This window comes from Olsenella uli, assembly GCF_016900775.1.
Classification (GTDB): domain Bacteria; phylum Actinomycetota; class Coriobacteriia; order Coriobacteriales; family Atopobiaceae; genus Thermophilibacter; species Thermophilibacter uli_A.
In genome coordinates this window covers 1-22,458 of record NZ_JACJKN010000020.1, presented here as the reverse complement: position 1 = coordinate 22,458, position 22,458 = coordinate 1, and the positions used below count along the sequence as shown (strand labels likewise).

Annotated in this window: 26 protein-coding genes; all 26 read right to left on the bottom strand. The window is 63.9% G+C overall.

The window, feature by feature from the left end:
- Positions 1–86: 86 nt before the first annotated feature.
- Complete coding sequence (hydA, locus tag H6A23_RS10330) at positions 87–1,472, bottom strand: dihydropyrimidinase (RefSeq protein ID WP_204832093.1); 1,386 nt, start codon at positions 1,470–1,472, stop codon at positions 87–89.
- Positions 1,473–1,560: 88 nt separating this feature from the next.
- Positions 1,561–2,505 carry an NTP transferase domain-containing protein gene (locus H6A23_RS10325; RefSeq protein WP_204832092.1) on the bottom strand — a complete coding sequence of 315 codons (945 nt, stop codon included), beginning with the start codon at positions 2,503–2,505 and terminating at the stop codon, positions 1,561–1,563.
- Positions 2,506–2,611: 106 nt separating this feature from the next.
- Entirely contained in the window at positions 2,612–3,553 is a 942-nt protein-coding gene (gene arcC / locus H6A23_RS10320) for a carbamate kinase (protein ID WP_204832091.1), read from the bottom strand.
- A 115-nt stretch (positions 3,554–3,668) separates the two neighbouring features.
- Positions 3,669–4,871 (bottom strand): knotted carbamoyltransferase YgeW, encoded by a 1,203-nt coding sequence (ygeW, locus tag H6A23_RS10315; RefSeq protein WP_204832090.1) that lies wholly within the window; start codon positions 4,869–4,871, stop codon positions 3,669–3,671.
- Between the two features lie 109 nt (positions 4,872–4,980).
- A complete protein-coding gene (locus H6A23_RS10310; RefSeq protein WP_204832089.1) occupies positions 4,981–6,387 on the bottom strand; it encodes a YgeY family selenium metabolism-linked hydrolase in 1,407 nt (468 codons plus the stop codon).
- Positions 6,388–6,459: 72 nt separating this feature from the next.
- The gene (dpaL, locus tag H6A23_RS10305) at positions 6,460–7,674 is read right to left on the bottom strand and encodes a diaminopropionate ammonia-lyase (protein WP_204832088.1); all 1,215 of its coding nucleotides are present in this window, start codon (positions 7,672–7,674) and stop codon (positions 6,460–6,462) included.
- A gap of 325 nt (positions 7,675–7,999) precedes the next feature.
- On the bottom strand, positions 8,000–8,758 hold the full coding sequence (locus H6A23_RS10300; RefSeq protein WP_204832087.1) for a hypothetical protein: 759 nt from the start codon (positions 8,756–8,758) through the stop codon (positions 8,000–8,002).
- Positions 8,745–9,224, bottom strand: coding sequence for an SMI1/KNR4 family protein (locus H6A23_RS10295; protein ID WP_204832086.1), 480 nt, complete (start codon positions 9,222–9,224; stop codon positions 8,745–8,747). The genes H6A23_RS10300 and H6A23_RS10295 overlap by 14 nt, the downstream gene beginning before the upstream one ends.
- Before the next feature lie 543 nt (positions 9,225–9,767).
- On the bottom strand, positions 9,768–10,556 hold the full coding sequence (locus H6A23_RS10290; RefSeq protein ID WP_204832085.1) for an ADP-ribosylglycohydrolase family protein: 789 nt from the start codon (positions 10,554–10,556) through the stop codon (positions 9,768–9,770).
- Positions 10,540–11,295, bottom strand: coding sequence for an MBL fold metallo-hydrolase (locus H6A23_RS10285; protein WP_204832084.1), 756 nt, complete (start codon positions 11,293–11,295; stop codon positions 10,540–10,542). Before H6A23_RS10285 ends, H6A23_RS10290 begins: the two co-directional genes overlap by 17 nt.
- Positions 11,296–11,344: 49 nt before the next feature.
- Complete coding sequence (locus H6A23_RS10280) at positions 11,345–11,572, bottom strand: hypothetical protein (protein ID WP_204832083.1); 228 nt, start codon at positions 11,570–11,572, stop codon at positions 11,345–11,347.
- A gap of 49 nt (positions 11,573–11,621) precedes the next feature.
- Positions 11,622–11,948 carry an HIRAN domain-containing protein gene (locus H6A23_RS10275; RefSeq protein ID WP_075280724.1) on the bottom strand — a complete coding sequence of 109 codons (327 nt, stop codon included), beginning with the start codon at positions 11,946–11,948 and terminating at the stop codon, positions 11,622–11,624.
- Positions 11,949–12,143: 195 nt separating this feature from the next.
- Complete coding sequence (locus tag H6A23_RS10270) at positions 12,144–13,127, bottom strand: Abi family protein (RefSeq protein ID WP_204832082.1); 984 nt, start codon at positions 13,125–13,127, stop codon at positions 12,144–12,146.
- 165 nt (positions 13,128–13,292) lie between these two features.
- Positions 13,293–14,150: a hypothetical protein gene (locus H6A23_RS10265; RefSeq protein WP_204832081.1), complete on the bottom strand. Its 858-nt coding sequence runs from the start codon at positions 14,148–14,150 to the stop codon at positions 13,293–13,295.
- A gap of 124 nt (positions 14,151–14,274) precedes the next feature.
- Entirely contained in the window at positions 14,275–14,634 is a 360-nt protein-coding gene (locus tag H6A23_RS10260) for a hypothetical protein (RefSeq protein WP_204832080.1), read from the bottom strand.
- 165 nt (positions 14,635–14,799) lie between these two features.
- Positions 14,800–15,447 carry a hypothetical protein gene (locus H6A23_RS10255; protein ID WP_204832079.1) on the bottom strand — a complete coding sequence of 216 codons (648 nt, stop codon included), beginning with the start codon at positions 15,445–15,447 and terminating at the stop codon, positions 14,800–14,802.
- Positions 15,342–15,926, bottom strand: a complete 585-nt coding sequence (locus H6A23_RS11750) for a 3'-5' exonuclease (RefSeq protein ID WP_075280726.1) — start codon at positions 15,924–15,926, stop codon at positions 15,342–15,344. The genes H6A23_RS10255 and H6A23_RS11750 overlap by 106 nt, the downstream gene beginning before the upstream one ends.
- 86 nt (positions 15,927–16,012) lie before the next feature.
- A complete protein-coding gene (locus H6A23_RS10245) occupies positions 16,013–17,137 on the bottom strand; it encodes an AAA family ATPase (RefSeq protein ID WP_204832078.1) in 1,125 nt (374 codons plus the stop codon).
- A 181-nt stretch (positions 17,138–17,318) separates the two neighbouring features.
- Positions 17,319–17,408, bottom strand: coding sequence for an SDR family oxidoreductase (locus tag H6A23_RS10240; RefSeq protein ID WP_353653062.1), 90 nt, complete (start codon positions 17,406–17,408; stop codon positions 17,319–17,321).
- A 95-nt stretch (positions 17,409–17,503) separates the two neighbouring features.
- Positions 17,504–17,794 (bottom strand): DUF7336 domain-containing protein, encoded by a 291-nt coding sequence (locus H6A23_RS10235; RefSeq protein ID WP_204832077.1) that lies wholly within the window; start codon positions 17,792–17,794, stop codon positions 17,504–17,506.
- Between the two features lie 76 nt (positions 17,795–17,870).
- A complete protein-coding gene (locus H6A23_RS10230) occupies positions 17,871–19,292 on the bottom strand; it encodes an ATP-binding protein (protein ID WP_204832076.1) in 1,422 nt (473 codons plus the stop codon).
- Positions 19,293–19,667: 375 nt separating this feature from the next.
- A complete protein-coding gene (locus tag H6A23_RS10225) occupies positions 19,668–20,411 on the bottom strand; it encodes a hypothetical protein (RefSeq protein WP_204832075.1) in 744 nt (247 codons plus the stop codon).
- A 23-nt stretch (positions 20,412–20,434) separates the two neighbouring features.
- On the bottom strand, positions 20,435–20,920 hold the full coding sequence (locus H6A23_RS10220; RefSeq protein WP_204832074.1) for a type II toxin-antitoxin system VapC family toxin: 486 nt from the start codon (positions 20,918–20,920) through the stop codon (positions 20,435–20,437).
- Positions 20,921–21,298 carry a hypothetical protein gene (locus H6A23_RS10215; protein ID WP_204832073.1) on the bottom strand — a complete coding sequence of 126 codons (378 nt, stop codon included), beginning with the start codon at positions 21,296–21,298 and terminating at the stop codon, positions 20,921–20,923.
- A 155-nt stretch (positions 21,299–21,453) separates the two neighbouring features.
- Complete coding sequence (locus H6A23_RS10210; RefSeq protein WP_204832072.1) at positions 21,454–22,230, bottom strand: ADP-ribosylglycohydrolase family protein; 777 nt, start codon at positions 22,228–22,230, stop codon at positions 21,454–21,456.
- A 50-nt stretch (positions 22,231–22,280) separates the two neighbouring features.
- Positions 22,281–22,458, bottom strand: a 178-nt coding sequence (locus H6A23_RS10205) for a PDDEXK nuclease domain-containing protein (RefSeq protein WP_204832118.1), incomplete at its 5' end; no start/stop codon positions are given.

Here is a 22,458-nt window from a genome sequence, read left to right as displayed (position 1 = left end):
TTCCGTGAGACAAGGGGGATAGGCTCCTTTGTCTCATTTCTTTTCTCATGAGACAAAGGAGCCTATCCCCCTTGTCTCACCAACGACTATCTTGCCACGTAGCGGCCGGGCGTGGCGCCGGTGGGCTCGCCGTCTTGCGCCACGAGCTCGCCGCCCACGTAGACGAGGTGCGCCCGTCCGTGCGCCTCGAAGCCCTCCCACGGCGTGTAGTCCACGGCCTGGTGCTGGGTCGCCGCGCTGATGGTCCAGCGCGCAGACGGGTCCCACACGCAGACGTCCGCCGCCGCGCCCACGGCAAGCCGTCCGCGCTCCGGCCAGAGGCCAAAGGTGCGCGCCGGGCCCTCCGCCAGCAGGCGGCAGAGCTCCATGGGGCCGAGCTCGCCCCCGAAGGTCGTGGCCATCACGGCCGGGCGGTGCTCGATGCCGGGCCCGCCGTTGGGAATCTTGGTGAAGTCGCCGCCGAGCTCCGGCCGTCCGCGGTCCTTCTGGCCGCGCAGGTTGAACGAGCAGTGGTCCGTCGCGATGGAGTCCACCTCGCCTGAGAGCACCGCCTCGCGCAGGGCGCGCACGTCCGCCGGCTTGCGCAGCGGCGGGCTCATCACGTACTTGGCGCCCGCGAAGCCGTCATCGCCGGCCTCGAGGTAGCGCATGTCGTCCAGCGTGAGATACTGCGGGCAGGTCTCCACGTAGACGCCCCTCTGTCCGCGGGCGCGGGCGGCGCGCACGGCGAGAAGGCCGAGCTCCGTGGAGAGGTGCACCACGTTCACCTTGGCACCCGCGACCTGCGCCAGGTAGAGCAGGCGGGAGACGGCGTCCGCCTCGGCCTCGGCCGGGCGGCTCAAGGGGTGCCCCTCCGGGCCCGTGATGCCCTCGGCCAGCACCTGACGCTGCAGCTCGTTCACCACGTCACCGTTCTCGCAGTGCACGCAGAGCACGGCGTCCAGGTCCCGCACCGTCTCCAGGCAGCGCAGCGTCTCGGCGTCCGTAAGGCGCAGGTGATCGTAGGCGAGGTAGGTCTTGAAGCTCGAGACGCCCGCCTCGCGCATGCGGCGCATCTGCGCCGGCGAGTCCTCGCCCCACTCGGCGATGGCCATGTGGAAGCCGTAGTTGGCCGTGCAGCCGGCACCCGACGTCGCGCGCGCCTGCCACTCGGTCAGCGCCTCGTCCATCGTGACGCTCCGGTCGGCCGTGGCGTAGTCCACGATGCAGGTGGTGCCGCCGCAGGCAGCGGCGCGCGTGCCGGTCTCAAAGCTGTCCGCCGTCCAGTCCATGCCGGTCCAGCACTGCAGGTGGGTGTGCGCGTCGATGAAGCCGGGGAAGACCCAGCAGCCGGAGACGTCCACCACCTCGTCTCCGGGCGCAGGCTCGACGCGCGCCGCCAGGGCCACGATCTTCTCGCCCTCCAGCGCGAGGTCGCCGCGCCGCAGGCCCTCCGGCGTGACCAGCGTGCCCCCGGCCAGAATCCTCCTCACCGCAATCCCTCCTCTCTCGTTACCTGACAAAGGTGACAGGGCAGTTTGTCAGGATTAGGTTTCCTGACAAACTGCCCTGTCACCTTTGTCAGGTCCTGTCGGCCAGCGCGCCCTCGAGGCGCGCGAGGTCCTCGGGCGTGTCCACGTCCGTAAGCTCCCACTCGCTCTCGGCCTCCACCAGGCGCACGCGGTCCGTGAGCTCGGCATGCCCGGCGAGAAGGACGCGCCCCCCGGCGTCGCCCTCCAGCCTCGCCAGGGCATCGAGTGTGTCCGCCGGCCAGAGCACCGGGTTCGCGGCCCGCCCATGCCAGGCCAGGCGCACGATGGCGGAGGGCTCCCGCGTGAGGGCGGCCACCATCGAGCGCACGCTCCTCTCGCCAAGAAGCGGCTGGTCGCCGGTCACGAAGAGGCAGCCGGCGCGATGCCCCAGCGCCTCCAGGCCGGCGCGCATCGTGTCGCTCTTGAGCGGGCCCGCCGCGCGCACGCAGCGCACGCCGAGCCGCGCGCACAGCACCTCGACGGCGTCCCAGCGCGTCACCACCACGACGTCCAGGAGGTCCGCGGGCAGTACGGCGAGCGTGCGCTCGAGCACGGGCACGCCGGCGAGCGGCGAGACGAGCTTCTCGCCCGGCGCGCCGCCAAAGCGCGCGCCCTCGCCCGCCGCCATGACCACGCAGCCCAGACGCGCCACGTCGGCAAAGCCCGAGAAGCACGTCTCGTAGGCGGCGGAGAGCGCCCGGCGGCTCGCGCGCTCGAAGGCGCGGTAGCGCCCGATCAGCTCGCGCGCCTCGGGCGTGAGCTGGGACCCGCCTCCCCCGGTTCCGCCCACGGTCCGCTCGGTGAGCGCAAAGCCGAAGGCGCGCTCGGCGTCGTGCACGAGGCGCGTGGCCTTGGTGTAGGCCATCCCCATGTCAATCGCGGCGGCGCGCAGGCTGCCCAGCTCGCCCACGCGCTCCAGCAGGTCGACGGGGCCGGGCCCGAAGACCCGGCGTCCGTCGTCATCCAGAAGATATGCCCTGAGGTCGGGTCTCATGCCCGCGATTCACCGTCCTTCTCGCCGAGCCGCCCTTCTCGCCGAGCCGACGAGAAGGGCCCGGGGCCTGCGGCCCTCGTGCAAAAGTGACTGTCCCTTTTGCACACTAACCACGTACGATGGTACCCGTCTTGCCGGCGATGCCGTCCGCCGCGCGCTCGAGGAGCGTGATCAGCGAAGAGCGGCCCTCGCCGGACTGCGCGAACGCGAGCGCGGCCTGGACCTTGGGCAGCATCGAGCCCGGCGCGAACTGGCCCTCCTCGATGTAGCGCGCGGCGGTCTCGGGCGTGAGCTCGTCCAGCCACTGCTGGTCGGGCTTGCCAAAGTTCACGGCAACCTTCTCCACGGCCGTGAGGATCACCAGGAAGTCGGCGTCCAGCTGCTCGGCCAGGCGCGCCGCCGCGAAGTCCTTGTCGATGACGGCCGCAGCGCCCTTGAGGTGGTTGCCCTCGGTCCTGAACACGGGGATGCCGCCGCCGCCACAGGCGATGACCACGTGATTGGTCTCGACGAGCGAGCGGATGGTGTCAAGCTCCACGATGCCCGCGGGCTTGGGCGAGGCCACCACGCGGCGATACCCGCGCCCGGCGTCCTCCACCACGTCGTAGCCGCGCTCGGCTATCATGCGCTCGGCCTCCTCGCGCGTCATGAAGGAGCCGATCGGCTTGGTGGGGTTGGCGAAGGCGGGGTCGTTGGGGTCCACCTCGACCTGCGTGAGCACGGTGGCCGCGCCCACGTCTATCCCGCGGTCGAGCATCTCCTCGCGCAGCGCGTTCTGCAGGTCGTATCCGATGTAGCCCTGGCTCATGGCCACGCAGACCGACAGCGGGCACGGGATGTACTTCTCGGGGTCGGAGCGCGTGAGCTGCGTCATGGCCTCCTGGATCATGCCCACCTGCGGCCCGTTGCCGTGGGCCACCACGACCTCGTTGCCCTGCTCGATGAGGTCCACGATCGCGCGCGCCGTGTGCTTGACGGCCTGCATCTGCTCGGGCAGGTTGTTGCCCAGGGCGTTCCCGCCGAGGGCGATGACGATTCTATTAGACATTTGATGCCCTCTCAACGTAAGGACGGGGCCGCCCATAAGTCAGTGAGCGACTTCTGCGCGGAGCGCAGCGAGCGAACGACTTATGGGCGGCCCTCACCCGGACGAGCGATTGTTCCTACGCCTGGTTCCAGCGGGGCTTGGCCGCGGCCTCGAGCGCCGCGAGCGTGGCGACGGGGTCCTTGACCTTCTGCAGGAAGATCATCGCGGCGATGGCGTACGGCTTGTAGCTGGCCTCCTTGTACATGCCCACGCGGTGCATGTCAAAGACGTCGGCCATGACCTCGCCGTGCTCGCAGGAGACGCCGGAGATGTCGGCGGGCAGCGGGTGCATGTAGATCGTCTCATCGCCGTGAGCGGTCTTGGCCATGAGCTCGCGCGTGGAGCACCAGTCCATGTGCGTGGCGTTCTGGGCGAGCAGCTCCTTCTCCAGGGCCTTGATGCCGGCGTCGTCGCCCTCGGCGTAGAGGTTGGTGCGCTTCTCCATGGCGGCATAGGGCGCCCAGCTCTTGGGGATGACGATGTCGGCGCCCTCGAAGGCCTCGGCCATGGTGTTCACCTGCTTGAAGGTGCAGCCGGACTCGGCGGCGTAGGTCTTGGCGGCCTCCACGCGGTCGCCCATGAGGTCGTAGCCCTCGGGGTGGGCCAGCGTGACGTCCATGCCGAAGCGCGGGAGCAGCGAGATGAGCGACTGCGGGCAGGAGAGCGGCTTGCCGTAGCTCGGGGAGTACGCCCAGGTCACGGCAACCTTCTTGCCACGGAGGTTCTCCAGGCCGCCAAACTCCTCGATGAGGTAGAGCATGTCGGCGGAGGACTGGGTGGGGTGGTCGGAGTCGGACTGCAGGGAGATGAGGGTCGGGCGGTGGTCGAGCACGCCGTCCTTGTAGGCCTCGTCGACGGACTCGGCGACCTCGGCCATGTAGGCGTCGCCCTTGCCGATGTACATGTCGTCGCGGATGCCGATGACGTCTGCCATGAAGGAGATCATCGTGGCCGTCTCGCGGACGGTCTCGCCGTGGGCGATCTGGGACTTGCCCTCGTCGAGGTCCTGGAGCTGGAGGCCCAGCAGGTTCGTGGCCTTGGAGAACGAGAAGCGCGTGCGGGTGGAGTTGTCACGGAAGAGCGAGACGGCGAGGCCGGAGTCGAAGATTCGCGGCGAGATGTTGCGCTCGCGGAGGTTGCGCAGGGCGGCGGCCACGGCGTAGAGCGCGCGCAGCTCATCGGTGGTCTTGTCCCAGGTGTGCAGGAAGTCGGCGTTGTACATGCCGGAGAAGTCGTAGCCCTTGAGCTCGTCGAGAAGCGCGGAGAAGTCCTTGGCCATGGTCGTTTCCTTTCTGCGTGCAAAAGGGACAGTCACTTTTGCACGGTCCTGTTCTTCGGTTCCGGGGGCGTGCAAAAGTGACTGTCCCTTTTGCACGCCCCACGCATCGCTACTTGATGTCGTTATCGGTGGCGCCGGCGCGGAAGACGGTGACGTCGCCGGTCTTCTTGGACGGGTCGTAGAGGTTGAGCGCGGCGGTGTAGAGCGCGGCGCAGGTCACGAGGTCCTGCTTGTAGGTGACCTCGTTGGGCGCGTGCGCCTGGCTCTCGGCGCCGGGGCCAAAGCCCACGCACGGGATGCCGTAGCGGCCCTGGATGGACACGCAGTTGGTCGAGAAGGTCCACTTGTCGGTCAGCGGACGGCCGGCGCGCTTGTCCATGGACGGCTCGCAGCCAATGCGCTCCTCGCCGTAGAGCGCGTGGTGCGCGTCAACGAGAGCCTGGACGTGAGCGGCGCTCTCGGCGTTAATCCACGTGGGGAAGTAGGCCTCGGTCTCGTAGACGGTGCCCTTCCAGCTCGGGCGGTCGTACATGTACATGGAGACCTTGACGTCGTCGCCGTACTTCTTGACGGCGGGCAGGTCGCGGATCTCCTGGAGGCAGGAGTCCCAGGTCTCGCCAGCGGTCATGCGGCGGTCGATGGAGATCGCGCAGGAGTCGGCCACGGCGCAGCGGCTGGGCGAGGTGTAGAAGATCTGGGAAACGGTGCAGGTGCCGCGGCCCAGAAAGCGCGCGTCCTCGAAGTGCTCGGGGTTGTACTTGGGGTCGAGCATCTTGACGAGGCCCTTGATGTCGGTGGACTCGTCGCAGCCGTTGTTGTTGAGGGCGCGGACGTCGGCGATGATGTCGGCCATCTTGTAGATGGCGTTGTCGCCGCGGTCGGGCGCGGAGCCGTGGCAGGAGACGCCGTGCACGTCAACGCGGATCTCCATGCGGCCGCGATGCCCTCGGTAGATGCCGCCGTCGGTGGGCTCGGTGGAGATCACGAACTCGATCTTCTCGCGGGCGTCCTCGGGGCCGTCGAAGTACTTGTTGACGATGTACTGCCAGCACATGCCGTCGCAGTCCTCCTCCTGGACGGAGCCCACGACCATGATCTTGTAGCCCTCGGGGATGAGGCCCAGGTCCTTCATCATCTTCGCGGCGTACGTGGCGGACGCCATGCCGCCCTCCTGGTCGGAGCCGCCGCGGCCGTAGATGAGCTCGTCGGTCTCGTAGCCCTCGTAGGGGTCGGCCTCCCAGTTGTCGCGGTTGCCGATGCCCACGGTGTCGATGTGGGAGTCGATGGCGATGATCTTGTCGCCCTCGCCCATCCAGCCGATCACGTTGCCCAGGCCGTCGACCTCGACCTTGTCAAAGCCGAGCTTCTCCATCTCGGCCTTGATGCAGGCCACGACCTCGCCCTCCTCGCAGGACTCGCTCGGGTGGGAGATCATGGCGCGCAGGAAGGCGGTCATGTCCTTGCCGTAGCCCTCCGCGGCGCGCTTGATCTCGTCGAAGTTCAGTTCCTTGGCCATTTTGCTTACGTCCTTTCTGACGCCCTCGTTACCAGTCTTCTGCCGAGAAGAACACGTTCTTCTCGCCCTTCCCTACTCGGCGGGGTACGCGCCGTCCCACACGACCTTGCGGTAGTTCACCGGGTCCGTGTCGCCCTCGGTCGAGAAGAGCAGCACGGAGCTCGTCTCGTCGAGGCCGATGGCCTCGCGAAGCTCGGCGTACTCGTCGGACTCCATGAGGGTCGTGACGAGGCCCGCGCCCACGGCGCCGGACTCGCCGGAGATGACGCGCGGGTCGCCCTTCTTGGGGGCGCCGAGCACGCGCATGCCCTTGGCGGCCACCCAGTTGGGGCAGCTCACGAACACGGACACGTGGTTGCGCAGGATGTCCCAGCCCAGCGTGTTGGGCTCGCCGCAGGCCAGGCCCGCCATGATCGTGGGCATGTCGCCGTCCACGATGCGCGGGTCGCCGTCGCCGGCAAGGGCGCCCTTGTAGAGGCAGGCCGCGGTGTCGGCCTCCATCACCACGAAGGTGGGCAGGTTGTCGGGGAAGAGGTTGGTGAAGTAGCCCACCACGCCGCCGGCCAGGCTGCCCACGCCGGCCTGCACGAAGACGTGCGTCGGTCGCTCCACGCCGGCCGCCGCGTACTGCTCGGCCGCCTCGGAGGCCATGGTGCCGTAGCCCTCCATGATCCAGGACGGGATCTCCTCGTAGCCGTCCCAGGCGGTGTCCTGCACGATGACGCCGTTCTCGCAGGCCTCGGCCTCGGCGGCCGCCATGCGGACGCACTCGTCGTAGTTGACGTCCTCGATCGTGACCTCGGCACCCTCGGCGGCGATGTTGTCGAAGCGGCTCTTCACGCTGCCCTTGGGCATGTGCACGACGGCCCTCTGGCCCAGCTTGTTGGCGGCCCAGGCGACGCCGCGGCCGTGGTTGCCGTCGGTGGCGGTGAAGAAGGTGGCCTGGCCGAAGTCGCGCGCCAGCTCGTCGCTCGTGAGGTAGTCGTAGGTCATCTCGGAGACCGGGCGGCCGATCTTGCCCGCGATGTAGTTGGCCATGGCGAAGGAGCCGCCGAGCACCTTGAAGGCGTTGAGGCCAAAGCGGTAGGACTCGTCCTTCACGGCCAGGTTCGCAAGTCCGAGCTCGCCCGCCAGCTGATCCAGCTTGGCGAGCGGGGTGACGTCGTACTGCGGGAAGCTCTTGTGGAAGCTGCGCGCCGCCTCCACGTTCTCGAGGGACATGATGCCGAGGTGGCGATCGTCGCTCTTAGGCATCTTGTTGGCGACCCACTTGATCTTCTCGCTCAACGCTTCCTCCTTGTGCTCTGGCGGCTTTCCCGCCTGCGCTCTCGCGCTTGCCGTGCTTGCCAACTTTTTGTCTGGTATCCAAACAAAATGTTTGTTAGCCCATATATTCCCACTTTTCAAGCGTGTTTCAAGAGGAAATTTTGCGGTGTCGCAGACGGTACGTTTGCGGCTGCGAACGGCATGCCAGAAAGAACCACTTCATGACCAGCACACGCGACGTTCGTTCTTCTTGGCGGGGCGGCCGACCGCTCGACGCGAGAGAGCCGCCCCCAGCCCGCCGCCGCCAGAAAGAGCGGGGGACAGGGCCGCTCGCACGCCGCGGCGGCTAGGACAGGTGGACGCGCTCGGCGACGAGGGCGTCCAGCGCCTCGACCCCCTCAAGCGACGAGGGCAGGGAGACGCGCGCGTCAGCCGTGCGGACCACGAGCCTGCGCAGCGCCCCCGACCCGTCCGGGGCGACCACGCGATCGACGCCCGTGACCTCGGAGAATGCGAACGCGCGCTCGGGGCCGAGCGTCGGCCGCACCCTCATCCCGCCCAGGTCCGCCGTCACCCCAAAGCGCCACGAGCGCAGGGCGAGCGCCGCGCAGAGCAGGGAGAGGGGCGCGAGAAGGACGTTGATGAGCACCGCGCCGTAGACCCCCTCGAGGGAGCCCATCACGAGGGAGAGGGCCAGCTCGGCGGCGGCGACCAGCGCCACCAGGAGCGTCCAGAGCGCCGCGCTCGACCGCGGAGCGCGGACCTCGACCTGGAGGTGGTGGCCCCCTTGGCACCACAGCTTCCCGTCCTCGCTGACGAAGCGGACGTCAAAGCTGTCGCAGACCCACGGCCACAGCGAGCAGACCGCCTCGGCGACGGCGAGCCGCCGGGCGCCGTCGAGCCCGGCGGCGGTGAAGGCCCCGTCCGCGCCCAGAAACCGCATCTCGTCCGCATGCGCGCAGAACCCGTCCTCTGCGGTCATGTGCCCGGGGACGAGCCATGTGCCGCCTGGCAGGCGCACGCCAAACGAGCGCTCCAGCTCCCCGAGGTCCCACTCGGAGAGCTCGACGACGAGACGGGCGTCTGTGAGCTCAGCGACCCTCATGCGTGCCGTCCCGCCGGCTGGCCTTGGTGACGTCCTGGGTGCCCTCTAGGGCTGCCAGCACGTCCGAGAAGCTCCGTGCGAGAAGGACCGGCTCCTCGTAGACGTTCTCCTGACGGGCGTCGTCAAAGTAGCCCTCAGGAGCCTGCAGGAGAACGCTGCCGTACGTGCTCGAGCGCTCGTCGCAGTCGAGCGCCACAACGCAGCCGCAGCTGTCGAAGATCGGCAGCAGATGCTCCGCTATCAGCCCCTCCGCGCAGCAGCATCGATAGATGTCGGGTATGCGCTCGGCGGAAAACCACTCGGAGACCTCGTACTCGTCGCCGTCGCCCGTGACGAGATACGCCCGCGAAGGCATGACGGGTTCGGCGTGCGCGGCCGCCGCGTACCGGAAGAGGAAGTCCCTGTACTCGATGGGCACGGGATGGCGGAACTCCCGCTCGACCCAGCCCGCGAAGTCGCTCTCCATGTGCCCTCCCCCGCCTCGTTGGCGTGCGCCCCCTGTTTTCCATCTTACGAGAAGGGCGGGTGGAGTGACGGCCGGCGCCTCGTTGCTGGTAGTGAGACACGTGCTGTGGACGATCAAGCACATGAACGTCTAGGTGCTCGGCACGCCAGCGGCGCTGACCGCGGCGGATGCCACGCTCGTAGCGCCGAACGTAGCCAAAGTCGTGCAAGTGTGGGTGTGGCGGAGCTCTCGAAGCGCAGGGCGTCGCAGTGCAGCTGGAGTGCATGGACATTCCACCGATGTCGACTGCCACGTGTTTGATGTCCAGCGTCATGGCGAGAGGGGTCTCCCCGTGGGTGAGAAGAGCGTGTGGCCGAGGCTGGTCTAGCAAGAAAGTCGGGCGGGGCCCGCTGCGTTGTTCCCCAAGAGAGTTGGGCGGAAAGCTGGAGAGAGCGTAGGCTGGCTTGCCTCCACCTCGGAACACGCTGCGCCTCGCGCGGCGTCTGAAATGGCCACCGGGAACGGATCGCAGGACTTGGCTTGAAGTGTTCTACCAGAGAAACATCAGAAGAGGCAGCGCTCGATGATGTCCCTGCCGCGCAGCACCTCCATCCATGTGGCCGGGATGGCGTCCGCCCCGTACGCGATGCCCGCGAGCGCCCCGGCCACGGCGGCCGTGGTGTCCGTGTCGTCCCCGAGGTTGACCGCGCGCAGCACGCATTCCTCGTAGGACCCCGAGACCACAAGGCACCAGAGCGCGGCGCAGTAGGTATCTCGCACAAATCCGCCCGAGCCCAGGTCCTTCTCGCTGGCGGCGAGAAGGACCTCGTAGTCCGGGACCGCCTCCGCCGGCGAGGCGCCGGCCGCGAGCGCGCGCATCACGCGCACCATCTCCACGCAGGTCTCGGCTGAGACGGGGTGCGCGTGCGTGATGGCCGAGACCGCGCGGACCTCGTCGTCGGTGGCGTCCGTGAAGGCGAGCGGCGCGATGCGCATGAGCGAGCCGTTGCCGTTGTCGCGCTCGCCCGCGCAGCCCGTGCCGGCGGCGAGCGCGCGGGCCGTGGTGTTGCCGTAGTCAAAGACCACGCCGTCGATGGCGTAGGCACCGCCGTCGATCCACGCGCGGAACCGCTCGAGCATGTCCGCCGTGTCCACGCACCCGCACGCGCGGATGCTGTCGCAGGTGGCGAGCGTCATGCTCGTGTCGTCCGACCAGGTGCCCGCCGGCTGGTCGTGCGTGCCGTAGCCGACCATCCCCGTGCAGGTGAAGCTCCCGCGCGGGCGGAACTCGTACGGCACTCCGAGCGCGTCACCCACGGCCAGGCCAAAGATCGCGTCACGAAGCGTTGGCATGTTTGCCTCCCTCCCCCGGGGCCGCCTTCAGCAGCTCGTTCAGGTATCCGACGAACTCGCCCGGGCCCTCAGGCGGGCAGTGGCCGATGACGAAGGTCTCCGGTGCCGGGTCCAGGCCCTCAATCGTGGCGAGAAGTGCGCGCAGCCGCGCGGGGTCGAGGTGGCAGACGGACGGGTCGTCGCCGGAGTCGTAGTCCTCGCAGAAGCAGTCGCCCACGAAGAGAGTGCGCTCCTCGGGAACGTAGACGAGCGTAGAGTCGTTGGTGTGGGGCGCGTCCGTGGCGATCAGGCGGGCCGTCACGCCGCCGAGGTCGATCGAGAGCTCGCCCTCAAACTCTATGTCGGCGGTCACGACGACGGGGTCCTCCCCGGGTGGGAACTCCTCGGCAAAGCCCTGGGCCGAGCGGATGTCCGCGCGGCGCGGGTCATCCGGGTCCGAGAGGATTCCGCGCGCCTCGAGCAGGTGCTCGTTCGTCTCTTTCCGGGCGACCGTGAGGCCAGCGACGGCGCTCATGCCAAAGCTGTGGTCCCAGTGCCAGTGCGTGAGCGCGGTGAGGTCGGGCAGCGGGAGGCCCGCCGAGACGAGCCCGTGGTAGAGGTCCGCGACGTGGCGCGGCGAGTAGCCCGCGTCGACGGCGAGCGCGAGGCGGTCCCCACGCACGAGCGCCAGCACGGGACGGTCAAGCTCCTCGACGTGCGGGAGATAGGATATGCGCTCCGACAGGCGAACGAGCGGCATGGCGCCTCCTTGCGTACTTGCCCGAAGTGGCAGAAACCCCGGGACGGCCCTAAAGAAGCAGGTCGTAGCTTCCCTGGTCGATGTTGAACCTCATGTTGCCGACGGTCTGCTCAAGACCGAACGAGCCGTCGGGCCGGATGACGCTTTGCATGCCACCGGGCGAGGGAAGGATCTGCGTCATCCGCCCCGTCGCGAGGTCAAAGCGCATGGTGCCGATCTGATGCTCGAGGTGCGTCGTGCCATCGGACCTGATCACGCTGCGAAAGCCGGTGTCCATGGTTCTCCTCCCGTTCTTCTCACCTTCCCAGCCGTACGCCGACCGGGTCTCAGCGAGCGTCCGTCACGAAGACGCCGACGCGCACCTGCTTCCAAGGCGCAGCCTCCGGGTCCACCTGCAGCACGCGCGCCTCGAACGCCGCGGCGTGCCCGTAGAAGCACATCACCGAGAGCACGGCGTTCTCGTCCGATGGAACGTAACCGAGCTTGGTCCCATGGTAGCGCAGCGCAACTGCCTCGGGATCGTGCGGGTTGTCCGGCTCCGGGACAAGCTTGAGTAGCGTGCCCGCCTTGAGCTCCCCGAGCACCAGCGCACCATCCCAGAACTGGAACCCCGCGACGTTGAACGACATCAGCTGACGTGACGGCTCGTACATGTTGGCTCCCCTCTCTCGACTTGAGGGGAGTGTACAAGGGCGACCGGACAATAATTCAAGGAGAGCGTCGACTATATGCGACTCTTTCCAACATGATAATAAAGACACAAAATAGGGAGCACTCCTAAAGCTGCCTCTAGAAGCCCTCCCCTAAAACGGCATGCCGTTTTTCATAGTGTAGAAAATATACCCGATTTAGGAATCGGCAACAATAGCCTCTTTCTTTTCGCCGCTCACCCCAAAATACCATCCACTAACCATGGCCCCAATAAAGGCAAAGCCAGTAGACACAAGGCTGCCCGAGGCATAATAGTCGCTGTGTCTCGCCATTCTATTCACGAGCTCCTCCAGCCGCTCCGACCTATGCCGAATAACCCCTTCTGAGGCAATGCGGCTATGCAGATAGAGTGTCGTAGCAATCTGCTGGAATCTTTCATTTCCCATCTTCGTTTTTCTTGCGTCTTTGCCAATCCCAATTTGAGCAAGAGCCCTCATCACGACACGTCGAGCCTCATGAGTTGAGCTTCCCGTCCCCATGTCGTTGATTATGCAGCTGTTATGAGCACACGCATTTCGTAGTCCCTTCACGCTTTGCAGCAGATAAAAGCGGTCCCGCATTTCCTTATCCGAAAACCTGTCAGCACAGAATTTGACAAAGTGGGCAAAACGCCCAAAGGGGATGACCTCAAAGAACTCCCATACCGGATAGCCAGCATCTGGATGCCTCTCGATAAGCCCCATCGTGTACGGGCTTGTGCGTCCGCGGTTTATCTCGTCAATTGCCGAGTTTGTTCCATCATCTCGTGTGTAGCCCCTAAGAAAGTCCCGAACGATTGCGTAGCCATCTTCGCCGTTCTGCTCAATCACCCCAAGGAGGTTCATTTTGGAAAAATGCTCAATGTCAAGCGTCAGAGGAAGAAGCTCGTTCCTCAGATACATATCGATTATGGAGAGGTCGACTAGCATGGCGAAGTCAAGACCGATGTACTGCCCGTCTTGCTCTCCCCCAACTCGTTTTGCGAAGTTGGAACGATAGGACCTGAGGCGGAAGTACGAGTTGTTCTTCCTCAGATAATCTTCCGCCTCATCTTCAGGCCACAGCTCAAACTTGACGCCTTTGGAAATCAAGTGCTCGACTTGTTCGCGTGGCGTAAGCCAAGGCTTCTCTCGTCCTGACATACACCCTTCTTCCGACCGAGAATGGATATCACCTATTGGGCAATATATTAAGGCCGTAACCCCCCCCTGATGACAAACGCACAGAGCCGCATATGCCGCGGGATATCTCCTAACCACCCTCTCATATGACGCGAACTGTCGAATTATTATCAGCGTCCACAGAACTTAGAGGTTCTCGAGCGTACGGCGATAAGCATCGGTCAAATCGGTAAATGCCGGATGGGAGAGAAAATCATGCGTCGTCGAAATCTGCCAGCCGTTGACGTGCGAAACCTCCCTCGCGTAACGCCGCGCTATAGAGCAGGGAATTTCTCCGCCAAAGGCAATATCGCCATCTGGCTCAAAGAGCACGACAGAGAGCACGTCAAAGTTCCAGGATCGAAAGGCGGAGAGTGGCGTTGTCCTTACGTCCGTTAGCATGCGAGCCTTCACCTGAATGAGCGTTCCATCCTTAAGCGCGACATCGGCAGAGGGATGTGAGACAGCAAGAGGAACCGTACCGTGATACTCGGCAACGATCCGCTCAGCAAGCTCTCCAACAACGTTATTTGACCTACCAAGAGCAGATGAGATGCGGTTCTTCACTGAGCAGAACTCGCGCCAAAGGGAGCCTATGGGCTCACTGGACTCATTTGTGGAAGCGGAGGCGGCCGCGCCCTCTGAATGGGACTGTTCATGCAGTCCCACATCTGCTTTTGCGGAAACCTCATACGAGAATTGCTCTTTGGGACAATACTCGCTCAGCTTTGGAAAGTCTCTCCTGTTGACGGCACGGTAGTACCAGCGCAACGCATTCTGAAGTCCGCCATTACGCTCCTCCGGACACGACTTGAGCGTAAGCAGCGCGGCGTAGACTCGGTCATCATTTGCCACAACCACGTCAAGGTCTTCTCTCAAAATGCGCTCTACCCTGCGGGCTCTGCTCAGACACGTCCGAATTGCCTTGTCGCTGAGAGGATCGTTCTTCTCCCTGAGAGGATCGTTCTTCTCCAAGAGCGCGTCACGAAGCTTCCACTCGTTCATTGCCCCACACCCTTTATTCGCTTTAACGTATGCATCACGACCGCATGGCGAGACCCAGGCAGAAACCTCACCTTTCAGTCACAAAATCGGTTAACAGATCTTACGGGCAGTTTCCAATCCCCTACTACGACTGGGAGTACTCGTCCGCAATCTTCGTGTAAGTGCCGTATGAGTGGCCGTGCAGTTTCAGCCACTCGTCTCTCTTTCGATAGGCACACAGCGCCCTAGCGAGAGCATCTGCTCCATAGTCTCGAGCTATCCAGTCCAGAAAGCTGCGCCGGGCGAAAGTACTTATGTCACGACCAAGCGTTCCTCTCTGTACTAGAGAAACAACGGCATCGATATAGATTCTTGCGGAGCCCGCGTCCATTCCGGTTGATCTTGATACGTAATCCGCTAGCTTGGGCTTTGGTTCCCCATTGCGCAGCACCCTCCCGGCAGCTTCGTAGCAGGCACAAATCTGAGCTTCAGGTATTGCTGACATGAATGCCTCCTCGTTTGAATTGAACAAGGCAAACGTTAGCAGGTGAGACGTAATAACTAAATAGTAAACTTTCGGATAAATTGATGGTTGCACGTCACCTTCCATTTTCACGTACTACCGCAGCCACCCCGCGATCTTGCGGATACCCAGCAGCCTGTCAGCGATTCACGGATAGAGCTCGTCCCAGTGGTCGGGCGCCAAGTCAGCCGGCAGCTTCACAAGCAGCTCTCGGGACTTCTCGTTTGCGTCGTTCCAGACAACCTCTCCCCCGTCGCGACCAAGAAGCTCGTCAATCTCGTCCTTCCGCTCCAGGAGCCGCTCGTACAGCGAGAAGTCCGCAATCCAGATGCTCGCGCCAACCCAAGCGTCCCGACGCGAGTAATACGCAAGGGCGTTGGCACCTCGAAGGCCCAGGCTGAACGAGATATTCCAGCCGGAGTTCTCATACCGATTCGACTGATCCCCGTACGCTTCCACAAAGTCCGGGCGGTCGGAGCAGTAGTTGAAGAGCCCGTCCCAGAACGCCGTACGAAAGATCTTGGGGTCAATTTCCTCAGCTCGCTCGGCATCCATCAGGTATTGCACGCGCACGCCGACGAGAAGCGGGCCCGTCTCGCCCACGAGCCGGGAGCGGAAGACCTCGGGCTCCGGCGCGCCGATGTCCTCGCGGCCGACCGCAAGGTCGATGGAGCAGCCTAGCCTGTCGGCTATCTGCCAACATGTGCGACTGATGCGCGACGCGAGCGAGACAAGATGAGACAGCGCAACTCCCGCCTGTGCAGGAGGCGCGGGCCCAGGGGGCGGCGGGAGCACGGGGCAATGTATCCTTGTAGTTCCCCGAGCCCCCTTGTTGGATATCTCTGGCGATCAGCATCCCATCGCCCTGCAACGGGTGCGAACTCTCGCATTACGTCAAAGACCGACGCGTTGCCGAAGGAGATGCCTGCCGTCTGAAGAAACAGGAGGTCAAAGGCGACGTTATAGCCAACGATAAGATCTGTGCCCTCGAAGAACTCCTCAATCTCCGGCTTCAGCAACACCAAAGACGGACAGCCTGTCACCATCGAAGGAGAGATGCCGTGGGTGCGCTGCGCCAAAGGCCAGCTTGAGTGATGCTCGGGTCGTACGTAGCGAGACAGCGAGACCTCTCCATCGCCACGAACAAGAGCAATCTGCAGTACTTCATCGGAACGCGGGTCGAGTCCTGTGCTCTCAACGTCAAGGCACACGACCCTATCGCACGAGATTTCGCGCAGAGCGGTAATGTCCCCCGTTCTGTACCACAGTCTCATTGCGCCTCCGTTCGCGATGGTTTCAAGTGTCTAGACCATAGCAACCGGACCGGACAATAATTCCTCCTAGGGCACGCGGAGGACGTTTACCCCTCAACCCCATACCGCGCCAGCAACGCCTCGCGATTCTCAATCAGGTACTCCCTCATGAACGGAATCGAGAAGCCCACGTAACCACGGGCCGTCGGCTCAATGACCTGACGAGAGACGAGCAGCTTTCGTGTGGTAGAAAGGGACGAGGCGGGAACGCCCAGACGGCTGGCAATTTCCCCCGTTGAAGATGCCAGCGCGTCCTCAGCCATCGCAACCAAATACTCCATCGCCGTCTTGGGAAGATAAGCGATCGCCGTCTCGAGCACCGTCCGCTCGAACTCCCGCCGCGCGGCGACAACGCCCTTCTCGACATCCTCAACTGAAATGGCATCGAATTCCCCGCCGCCACGAACCTGTGCGGCACGCCAGACGTTGTAGCCCACCAACTGAATGAGATAAGCGTATCCTGCGGTCGAATCAGCAGCAGAGGAAAGCGCGCCCTCGTCAATCCGGACGCCGTTCTTCTCGAATGTTGCCCTGAGCGCTGTCTTGACCTCGTCTACTGGAATGGTGTCCAGCTCTTCCGGGTACGCACGCCTCAAGAACGTGGGCCCGTCCTCCCCCAGCAGATTCATCACTCCCGCAGTCAGCCCAGCAAAGACAAAGGCAATGTTGCGACGCTCCCGGATGAGATGTTGAATCGCTACGGCAATATCGCGAACGTCCCCAACGCTAGCGTCCTGAATCTCGTCAATTGTCACGAGTAGGCCTTTGCCCTTCTCGGTCAGCTTGCCGGCGACGCGGTCCAAGGCTTCATAGATATCCTCGGGCCTGTGAGGCTCGTCCTTCTGAGCCTTCGCCTTTACGACCATGAGATCAAGCTCTACCGAGTAGTCAACGCTGTCCGTCTTCTCGAGACGTCGACAAATCAATTGGGGAAGGTGCTCCGCCGCCGTCACGTCCACAACGCGCCACCCGCGCTGACGGGCAATATCGCCCAGCTCAGTGAGAAGAACGGTCTTGCCCGAACCTCGCGGACCGGTAATGCGCATAAGCCTGCCGGGGGCGCCGACGCCCTCCTCAAGCCCAATCTCAAAGTCGTCGAGAACCGCATCGCGACCTGCCAGGACTGGGGGCTCCGCACCCGCAGTCGGCTTGAACGGGTTGACCTTCCTCATGGCGCCTCCTCGCGTCGAGGGCTCCGTTTTCGTTATTTTATCCGTTTTCGTTTTTTTATTTTTTCTCGTTTTTCTATTTGAGATGGGAGGACGTCGAGCGCAGCTGCGGACCCGTGACCACAACAAATAGGCCCGGGAGCCGCCCTCAGCTCCCGGGCCCACACGCGCCAACAGTCAGCACCTACGCCGTCATGCCGCCGTCGACGGCCAGGACCTCGCCCGTCACATAGGACGCGAGGTCGCTCGCCAGGCAGACGAAGGCGCTGAGCACGCCCTTGGTGTTGGTGTCGATGATCTTGCCAAGCTCCTCACAATAGCGTCAGACTTGATTGTCAGTCAGGCTGCCGCCGCCCCGAACCGTGGCGGTCACTCCATCACCTCGAACTCGTCGATGAACCAGCACGGTCGGTCTGAGTCGGGGTCCCCGTCGACGAACCAGCAGTCCCCGTGGCGGAACGGGTGCATAGTCGGGCACTCGGCTACGGTTTCCCACGCGTCGTCCTCCTCGAACCTGTTCTCATCAATGCATCGCTCGTATTCCCACTCGATTGATTCGACATAGGCAATCGCAGCCTCGCGCGTGGAGTAGACGCGCTCAACGTAGCTCAGGTGGTCGCTATAGCAGCCGGATTCATGTCGGACGAGATAGACCTTCACTTCTTCCTCCCCTTGCTATGACGGACTCGTTTGCCCATGAGCCAGCTTATGCTGTCCTAAAACATCGCAGAGGAGCCTACCCCACCCTCACATACCGCTGGAACTTGCTCCTCGGGACGTCCGGCATGGTGAGTGCCAACTTCCCCGCGCGCACCAGCGGGAGGATGCGCGTGCGTCGAGCGGTCTCGACCTGAAGCCCAAGCTCCTCCGCGATCTCCTCCCTGGAGCGGGGCTCGCGACAGAACTCGAGGATTCGCTCCTCGTCGGCAACGACCCCGTCGTTCTTCTCGGCACGCCCACCGTAGAGCGTGCACATGAACGTACCCCTACGTTCTGCGAACTCCGGCTCCCTGAGTCCCGCGGCGCGCATCGCGTCGCGCATCGCGGGAATCCCCGAGCGTCGGTTCTCCACGTCGTGAGTTATCTCAAGCAGGGAGATGAGCGTGGGGTTTCTCGTTGGAAGGCTCTCCCGACCCAGCGCTTCCACGGTGTTTCCGCCGAAGATGCCACCGGGATTGACGCACTCAATCCTGTTTGAGTACACAACCAGGCGGACGGGGGTGCCTATCGCATAGGGACCATAGCCCCTGTGGACGAGGGCGTTCGCGATCATCTCCCTCACAGCGACCTCCGGATACTCCGGGACGTTATCGCGCTTGAGTCCCTTCACGACAGATGAGACGCGAACGTTGCGAGCAACGAATGCCCACGCGTCCTCCAGCATCTGCGGGATGGTGCCCTCGATGGTCCGGTTATCCAGGAAGCGCTGGCCCTCCTCGCCGGTACCCATATGCTCCCCCGCCACAGCGACCGCGGTTATGCAGCAGTTCCGGTAGAGCCTCTGGGGGTAATCGCCAAGCGTCATCATTCCGGCAAGCGTCGGGGCATCATCGCGCAGAACCCCCGTGAGGCGGAGCACGTCCTCGTCGCTACGACTCTCGAGGCGGGGGCGATCCCTTCGGGCGTCGAGAATGTATCGGGCCATGGAGTCGGCATCGAGCATGCCGCGCGAGGCGTCGGGGTGCACCGAGACGTCGTCGGAGACGCCCTTCTTGAAAGCGTCGATCTCATACAGCTCGGCATCGGTCATGCGCTCGTCGGCATCGCCAACGCGCACGTAGGACCCCTTGAGCATGCCTGACGTGCGCCTATACGCAGGGCGCTCCCCCATCATGAGGCCGCGGATATGGGCAACAACGATCGTCTTACCCTCCAGCTCACCAGTCTGAATGAACGGGTGAATCTGCGGCTCCATCTCCCGACACTGCTCGACGATGCTCTTCTGCAGCGTCTGGGCGTCGTAGACGCCGCACGGCTCAAAGCCATTCGTCTCGTCGATGCCAAAGACAATGGCACCGCCCTCCTCCTGGTTCGAGAATGACGAGAGCGTGTCGTAGATGCGCGGGGCGCCCTGCGCGGCCGCCTTCACCTCAATGGTCTGAGTCTCGCAGCGCATCGAGAGGACGTTTTGGATTAGTTGGTGAAGGGACTCCGGCATAGTGACCACCGCCAAGGTTGGTTATTTCTCGGTACCGTAAATATACCGTAAAACCGTATCTCTATACCGTTATTTTACTTTCGATACCGTAATTTGGCTAATAATACCGTTATCTATACCGAAAAATCTCGCTCAATACCGAAAAATCGGCTGTCACACCTCGGCCCCTCGCCGCGAGCAACGCCTTGCGATTCCCAGCCAGAAGCTCCCCCATAACCGAAATCGTGGTTTTATCCGTTTTCGTTATTTTATTTTTTCTCGTTTTTTTATTCGAGAAATGCGGCTCACTGGACGCGACCGAAAAACGCCCGTCCTCAATACAAAACGGTCCCGAAAGCAACTCCCGGGCCCGTGAAGTCCAGCGCTACCGCGCGACTACCAATCATGAAAGTCGTCTTTCGCCGGCAACCACGTCCCGGCCAGGAAGTCGACGGGCTCGGTCGTCTCCTCTATCCGCACGCCGATCCGCTCGAGGAAGCCCCGGTACTGCTCGTCCACGCCAAAGAACGGGTCCGTGTCCGCGCCGCTCGGGATCCCCTTCTCCAGGAGGGCGAGGCACAGCTCGCGCTCGTCCTCCCATCGCTTGCCGCGCCGCCACACGTCATGGATGCGCGCGTCAGGACTCGGGAGGATCCAGACCGTCCTGTCCTTCCGGTTGTGGAACCCGACGCACTCCGCGATGTCGACGACGTTGATGCGGACGATTCCGCGGCCGTCCCCGTTCTTCTCCTTGTCCGGCATGAACGAGGTATGGAACAGGCGCCCGCCGGCAGCGAACACGTCGCTCTTGACCGGATGCAGGTAATGGTGGCGCGCGACAAGAACCGACACGACCACTAGCACGGCAAACACGACGAACACGGCGGCGCCAATCGCGACGAGCCACGCAATGTCCTGATCACCGAACTCGCCGCGCAAGACGCCATCGACGAGCGTCACGATGACGATAGCGAAGACGATGAGGAAGACCAGGGCGAAGGCGGCCACCCCGAGCGCCGTGCTGTCGTGCGCGTAGGAGCGCCCGAACGTCTGGGCGGCCTTTGCCGCGGCCTTCTCATCGTCGGTCGGCTCGATGATCTTTGCCAGACGCTGGCTCGACCGCTCTTGTCCCCTACTCATCTCCACAGCCTTTCCGAACGCGCCTACTCCCCCACCAGCGCAAGAAAGTCGTCCACCGAGAGCGCCGCCACAGGAGCGTGACGCAGGAGTGCCTCGTCGCTGGTCACGAGATAGTCGGCCTTCGCACGCTGGGCTGCCGCCAACACCATACAGTCCTCGAAGTCCGCGTGGATGCGCTGGTACTTTCGTGCAAGCCAAACGTCCGAGGAATCGGCGCCCACAGCCGTCGCGATCTCGTCCATGTTGGTGACGCAAGCCGCGGCGTAGGTGGCTATGGCGCGGGCCTGGCCCTCGGAGAGCGCCGTACCCGCTGTCCGTGCCTGACGCTTAAGCGAGGCGCCCACGAGGTAGAACACGTCCTTCGACGTGCCGACCGCGTAGAGCAGATCAATCCCCTTGCGCACGCAAACGTCGATCAGCTCGCTTGCCTCGCGAGAGCGCGGACGTGCCCCGTCGAACGCGTCGAGCCAGACGTTGGTATCGAGAAGAACGCGCGAAGGCTGTGACATCTACGCCTCCCTGTCCAGGCGCTCGTCATACCAGTCCTCGCGGAGGTCGTCCCAGGATGGGATGTCCGTCCCGTCGTTTCCGGGGATGCCGAGCTCGCGGGCCGTCTGTGCGTACAGGGAGCGCAAGCTGGTAATCGCGGATGCCTTCCGAGCCGACTCGTCAGAGAGCGCAGAAGCCACACCGGGCTCGATGACCTTGCGCACAGATGCCGCGTCATCCTGGTGGTCCACCACAAACTGCCAGAGCCCGCGCACCGCCGCCGACGGCGAGTAGCCAAGCCGCGTGAGCACGGCGTCCCCGGCTTCTTTGAGGGCCATGTCTATGCGCGTATTCATCTGCGTCTGCCGAACCTGCGGCGCCGCGGTTGTTCCTGGCATACTCATCACCTCGACTTTGTATAGCAGTATAGCAAGAATAATCTGACATGCGATGACCTTTGCTCAGAAAAGTTGACTCAAAACTTTTGACTCAACTTTTCTGAGCAAAACAACCGAGCAAACTCGAGCATGTCGAGAAATAAAGCAAGCACGCCTCAGAACAGGCAGCTCTCGATGAGGGCCTTGCCCCGCAGCTTGTTTAGCCACTCGAGCGGGATTCTCTCGATGCCGTAGACGATGCCGGCGAGCGCGCCGGCGACGGCGGCCGTGGTGTCCGTATCGTCCCCGAGGTTCACCGCGGCGAGCGCGCACTCGGCGTAGCTCGATGTGTTGACGAGACACCAGAGCGCGGCGTCGAAGGTGTGGCGCACGAAGCCGGTGGAGCCGATCTCGTCCACAGGTCGCGCGGCGACGTCACCCGCCACGTCCACCGGGCTCGCGCCGGCGATAAGGTCCCGCGCAATGTGCACCATGGCAACGCACGCCTCCGTCGAGGTCGGGTGCGCGTGCGTGATCGCGGAGACAGCGCGCACCTCGTCGTCGGTGGCGTCGGTGAACGCGAGCGGGACCGTACGCATGAGCGAACCGTTGCCGTTGTCCCACTCCCCCGCAAGGCCGTGCCCGCACTCGAGCGCCTCGCGCGTGGCGTTGCCGATGTCGAAGAGCCCGTCGACCGTGTAGGCGCCCTCGCGATACCACCGCACAAAGCGCCCCCGGATGTCATCGACGTCAATGCGCCCCAGCTCACGGTAGCTGTCGCAGATCGCGAGCGTCATGGAAGTGTCGTCGCTCCACGTGCCCGCCGGCTTGTTGTGGCTACCGTGGCCGACCATGCCCGTGCAGCGGAACGAGTCCCGCGGGCGAAACTCGTACGGCACGCCCAGCGCGTCGGCCACCGCCTGGCCGTAGACGCAATCACGAAGTGTTGGCATGGTTGCCCCTCTCAAAACGGCACCTCAAACATTACGTCAAACGAGACAACTCATCCGCGCAGCTCCGCCTCAATCTCCTCAATGGTAGGCAGAGAGCCGCGCAGCTCTTTCGGCATCAACCTGGAAAGCTCGTACTCGGATATGCCGATCGGTTGGCTGGAGCCCTCCACTGCGTACTGTGCCAGCACATTGTCTTTGCCTTTGCAGATGAGAAGCCCAACCGTAGGT

Coding starts and splice junctions, on each gene's coding strand:
- H6A23_RS10325 (WP_204832092.1), bottom strand. CDS start 2,505: ATGAGACCCGACCTCAGGGCATATCTTCTGGATGACGACGGACGCCGG.
- arcC (WP_204832091.1), bottom strand. CDS start 3,553: ATGTCTAATAGAATCGTCATCGCCCTCGGCGGGAACGCCCTGGGCAAC.
- ygeW (WP_204832090.1), bottom strand. CDS start 4,871: ATGGCCAAGGACTTCTCCGCGCTTCTCGACGAGCTCAAGGGCTACGAC.
- H6A23_RS10310 (WP_204832089.1), bottom strand. CDS start 6,387: ATGGCCAAGGAACTGAACTTCGACGAGATCAAGCGCGCCGCGGAGGGC.
- H6A23_RS10300 (WP_204832087.1), bottom strand. CDS start 8,758: ATGAGGGTCGCTGAGCTCACAGACGCCCGTCTCGTCGTCGAGCTCTCC.
- H6A23_RS10295 (WP_204832086.1), bottom strand. CDS start 9,224: ATGGAGAGCGACTTCGCGGGCTGGGTCGAGCGGGAGTTCCGCCATCCC.
- H6A23_RS10290 (WP_204832085.1), bottom strand. CDS start 10,556: ATGCCAACGCTTCGTGACGCGATCTTTGGCCTGGCCGTGGGTGACGCG.
- H6A23_RS10285 (WP_204832084.1), bottom strand. CDS start 11,295: ATGCCGCTCGTTCGCCTGTCGGAGCGCATATCCTATCTCCCGCACGTC.
- H6A23_RS10280 (WP_204832083.1), bottom strand. CDS start 11,572: ATGGACACCGGCTTTCGCAGCGTGATCAGGTCCGATGGCACGACGCAC.
- H6A23_RS10275 (WP_075280724.1), bottom strand. CDS start 11,948: ATGTACGAGCCGTCACGTCAGCTGATGTCGTTCAACGTCGCGGGGTTC.
- H6A23_RS10270 (WP_204832082.1), bottom strand. CDS start 13,127: ATGTCAGGACGAGAGAAGCCTTGGCTTACGCCACGCGAACAAGTCGAG.
- H6A23_RS10265 (WP_204832081.1), bottom strand. CDS start 14,150: ATGAACGAGTGGAAGCTTCGTGACGCGCTCTTGGAGAAGAACGATCCT.
- H6A23_RS10260 (WP_204832080.1), bottom strand. CDS start 14,634: ATGTCAGCAATACCTGAAGCTCAGATTTGTGCCTGCTACGAAGCTGCC.
- H6A23_RS11750 (WP_075280726.1), bottom strand. CDS start 15,926: ATGAGACTGTGGTACAGAACGGGGGACATTACCGCTCTGCGCGAAATC.
- H6A23_RS10245 (WP_204832078.1), bottom strand. CDS start 17,137: ATGAGGAAGGTCAACCCGTTCAAGCCGACTGCGGGTGCGGAGCCCCCA.
- H6A23_RS10230 (WP_204832076.1), bottom strand. CDS start 19,292: ATGCCGGAGTCCCTTCACCAACTAATCCAAAACGTCCTCTCGATGCGC.
- H6A23_RS10225 (WP_204832075.1), bottom strand. CDS start 20,411: ATGAGTAGGGGACAAGAGCGGTCGAGCCAGCGTCTGGCAAAGATCATC.
- H6A23_RS10220 (WP_204832074.1), bottom strand. CDS start 20,920: ATGTCACAGCCTTCGCGCGTTCTTCTCGATACCAACGTCTGGCTCGAC.
- H6A23_RS10215 (WP_204832073.1), bottom strand. CDS start 21,298: ATGCCAGGAACAACCGCGGCGCCGCAGGTTCGGCAGACGCAGATGAAT.
- H6A23_RS10210 (WP_204832072.1), bottom strand. CDS start 22,230: ATGCCAACACTTCGTGATTGCGTCTACGGCCAGGCGGTGGCCGACGCG.